The organism is Mesorhizobium sp. M1E.F.Ca.ET.041.01.1.1, assembly GCF_003997355.1.
Taxonomy (GTDB): Bacteria; Pseudomonadota; Alphaproteobacteria; order Rhizobiales; family Rhizobiaceae; genus Mesorhizobium.
In genome coordinates, this window is the sequence record NZ_RZSL01000555.1 from 1 (window position 1) to 3930 (window position 3930).

Consider the following 3930-nt stretch of genomic DNA (forward strand, 5'->3'; position numbering starts at 1 on the left):
GCCATGCGCGCTTCGAATCCGGCGACACGGTGCGCGTCGGCAACGATGTGCTGACCGCGCCAAAAATCTTCCTCAACACCGGCGGCCGCGCCGCCGTGCCGGACCTGCCCGGCGTCAACGACATCCCCTATCTCACCAATTCCTCGATGATGGATCTCGATGTGCTGCCCAGCCATCTCGTCGTCGTCGGCGGCAGCTACATCTCGCTCGAGTTCGCGCAGATGTTCCGCCGGTTCGGCTCCGAGGTCACGGTGATCGAGAAGGCGCTGCGCCTGGCCGGGCGCGAGGACGAGGACGTCTCGGCCGCCATCCTGTCGATCCTCGAAAACGAGGGCATCACAGTCCATGTCGGCGCCGACGACATCGCCTTCGCCAGGCAAGGCAATGGCATCGCTGTTGCCTTCTCGGCGGGCAAGCCGCCGGCTGTCGGCTCGCATGTGCTGCTGGCGCTCGGGCGCGTCCCCAACACCGACGATCTCGGCCTCGACAAGGCCGGCGTCGAGGTCGACCGGCACGGCTACATCGTCGTCGACGACCAGTTGCGCACCAGCGTGCCCGGCATCTGGGCGATGGGCGACTGCAACGGCAAGGGCGCCTTCACGCACACCTCCTACAACGACTACGAAATCGTGGCCGCAAATCTGCTCGACAACGATCCACGCAGGGTGAGCGACCGCATCGAGGCCTATGCGCTCTATATCGATCCGCCGCTCGGCCGCTGCGGCATGACGGAGGCAGCGGTGAAGAAATCCGGCCGCCGCGCGCTCGTCGGCCAGCGGCCGATGACCCGTGTGGGTCGTGCCGTCGAGAAAGGCGAGACGCAAGGCTTCATGAGGATCCTGGCCGATGCCGACACCGGCGAAATCCTCGGCTGCTCGGTGCTCGGACCGGGTGGCGACGAGGCGATCCACTCAGCGCTCGACCTCATGTATGCCAAGGCGACGATCTCGACGCTGGCGCGCGCCATGCATATCCACCCCAACGTCTCGGAGCTTCTGCCGACCATCGCCCAGGAGCTGAAGCCGCTCATCTGAGCCCCGGATCGGCCGCCCTCCCGTCCGGCGCTGCCCGGTCGCAGAAAGGTCCGACTTGCGCCCACAGGTCGGCCCGGCTGGACCACTCGACAGTTCTGCCGCAAACATGCATGTCTGGACTCTCCATCGGAAACACCCATGCACAAGACGATCGAGCGCATCACCGGCGACGGCGAAGGCACCACTTACGAATTTCCGGTCTTTCGCTTTGACGGCTCGGACAAGACGGCTCCAACCGCCTATCTGCAGGCAGCCCTGCATGCCGGCGAACTGCCGGGCGTCGTAGCCATCGACGCGCTGATGCCGATGCTTGCCACAGCGGAAGCGGAAGGCCGCATCAAGGGCGCCATCACTGTCGTGCCCTGGGCCAATCCGATCGGCCGCGCCCAATATCATTTCGGCGAGCATCAGGGACGCTTCCATCTCGGCACCCGCACCAATTTCAACCGCGGCTTCCCGCTGCTTGCCGCGCCCGACACCGCGTTCCTGCCTGACACTACGCTTGGCACCGCCGATCAGCGGCTGAAGACGCGGCTGGTGCAGCTCTCGCTCGGCCACGACATCGTGCTCGACCTGCATTGCGACGACGAGGGCCTCGCCTATCTCTACATCCACACCAGCCTGTGGCCGACCATGGCCGATTGCGCCGCCGCCATGGGCGTCGATGCCGTAGTGCTGTGGAGCGAGGACAGCAGCGGCACCTTCGAGGGCGCCTCGATCATGCCATATCAGAATGTGCCGGCAAATGTGTCGCGCTTCGACCGCCGCGTCGTCACCACGGTCGAATATCGCGGTATGCTCGATGTCGACGGCGCGCTCGCCGAGGCCGATGCGGAAGGCCTCTATCGGCTGCTCGTGATGCGAGGCGTCATTCAGGATCGGTCAGTATCCAAGCCCGGCAACTTCACCGGGGCTGTCGTGCCGATCGAGAACATCGACATGATGCCATCGCCCAAGGCTGGCGCGATCCTCTACCACGTCGAGCCGGGCGACCGCGTCGCCAAGGACGACAGGCTCGCCACAATCGTCCATGCGCCTGGCGAAGTGGGCGGCCGCACCGAAGTCTTCGCGCCGCAGTCGGGCTTCATCCTGACCCGCCGTTCGCGCCGCATCATCCGCGCCGGCGAGGATCTGCTGAAGCTCGCCGGCGACAAGCGGAGCGGCGACGCGCGCTCGGGCACGCTGGAGGATTGACGCATGTCGCCCAAAAGCGCGCAGCGGTTTTGGGCGAACGACATGCATCGGACAAAGGCCATCAGGCTTTCACCATCCGCGTGAAATCCAGTTGCGCGGGTCGTCATTCGCCGCTATGGGAGTCGCCATGAACATGCGTTCGAACAAGACCGTTTGGTGGTGGGCTCGCTGACAGCGGCCGGTTCGAACGCGCGTGCGTGAAAGAGAGGGTGGCCGCAGCGGAATGTCCGGGCGGCCATTTGTTTTTTAAAGCCATTCCCGGGTCCGTTGCCCAAAACGCTGATGGAGACGGCAATGACGACTAAAGTTCTGGACAACGGAGCCGAGCGCTTCGTCACCGCGGGCGGGGTGACGATCACCCGCGAACGCCATGACCAGCCCTATGAAGGCGCTATCGACGCCTATGTCGAAGGGCTGAATTCGCGCCGCGGCGCGGTGTTTTCCTCGAACTACGAGTATCCGGGCCGCTACACGCGCTGGGACACGGCCATCATCGACCCGCCGCTGGTGATCTCCGCGCGTGGCCGCGCCATGCGCATCGAGGCGCTGAACGCCCGTGGCGAAGCGCTGTTGCCGCTGATCGGCAAGGCGCTTGGCCAGATCAGCGAGGTGACGATCGCCGAGACCTCGAAAAAACTCATTCGCCTCGATGTCGCCAAGCCCGGCCGCGTCTTCACCGAGGAGGAGCGCAGCCGCGTTCCGTCCGTCTTCACCGTGCTGCGCGCCATCACCGCCCTGTTCAAGACCGCCGAGGATGCCAATCTCGGCCTTTACGGCGCCTTCGGCTACGACCTCGCCTTCCAATTCGACCCGGTCGACTACAAGCTCGAGCGCAGGGAGAGCCAGCGCGACCTGGTGCTGTTCCTGCCCGACGAGATCCTGGTCGTCGACCATTATTCGACCAAGGCCTGGACCGACCGCTACGACTATTCCGGCGAAGGGTTTTCGACCGAAGGCTTGGCCCGCGATGCTCATGTCGAGCCCTTCAAGACCGCCGACCGCATCCCGCCGCGCGGCGACCATGAGCCGGGCGAATATGCGAACCTGGTGCGCCGGGCTATGGAGAGCTTCAAGCGCGGCGACCTGTTCGAGGTCGTGCCCGGCCAGATGTTCTACGAACGCTGCGAGACCCAGCCCTCCGACATCTCCCGCAAGCTGAAGTCGATCAACCCCTCGCCCTATTCCTTCTTCATCAATCTCGGTGAAAACGAATATCTGATCGGCGCCTCGCCGGAGATGTTCGTGCGCGTCAATGGCCGCCGCGTCGAGACCTGCCCGATCTCCGGCACCATCAAGCGCGGCGACGACGCCATTTCCGACAGTGAGCAGATCCTTAAGCTGCTCAATTCGAAGAAGGACGAATCCGAGCTCACCATGTGCTCGGACGTCGACCGCAACGACAAGTCGCGCGTCTGCGAGCCTGGCTCGGTGCGCGTCATCGGGCGCCGCCAGATCGAGATGTATTCGCGCCTGATCCATACCGTCGACCACATCGAAGGGCGGCTGCGCGAAGGCATGGATGCCTTCGACGCCTTCCTGTCGCACGCCTGGGCGGTCACGGTCACCGGCGCGCCGAAACTCTGGGCCATGCGCTTCATCGAGCAGAACGAGAAGAGCCCGCGCGCCTGGTATGGCGGTGCGATCGGCATGGTCAACTTCAACGGCGACATGAACACCGGGCTGACGCTGCGCACCATCCGCA

3 protein-coding genes are annotated in these 3930 nt (G+C 64.8%); all 3 read left to right on the forward strand.

What is annotated here, in order from left to right; translation table 11 throughout:
* Positions 1-1034 (forward strand): mercuric reductase (locus EOA38_RS30020; protein WP_145966125.1); only part of this gene is annotated, 1034 nt, incomplete at its 5' end.
* Between the two features lie 138 nt (positions 1035-1172).
* Complete coding sequence (locus EOA38_RS30025) at positions 1173-2228, forward strand: succinylglutamate desuccinylase/aspartoacylase family protein (protein WP_126092315.1); 1056 nt, start codon at positions 1173-1175, stop codon at positions 2226-2228.
* A 294-nt stretch (positions 2229-2522) separates the two neighbouring features.
* Positions 2523-3930: anthranilate synthase component I (locus EOA38_RS30030; RefSeq protein ID WP_127300946.1), on the forward strand; the 1408-nt coding region annotated here is incomplete at its 3' end.

Excerpts from the sequence above, each read along its gene's own strand:
- EOA38_RS30025 (WP_126092315.1), top strand. The coding sequence starts at position 1,173 with ATGCACAAGACGATCGAGCGCATCACCGGCGACGGCGAAGGCACCACT.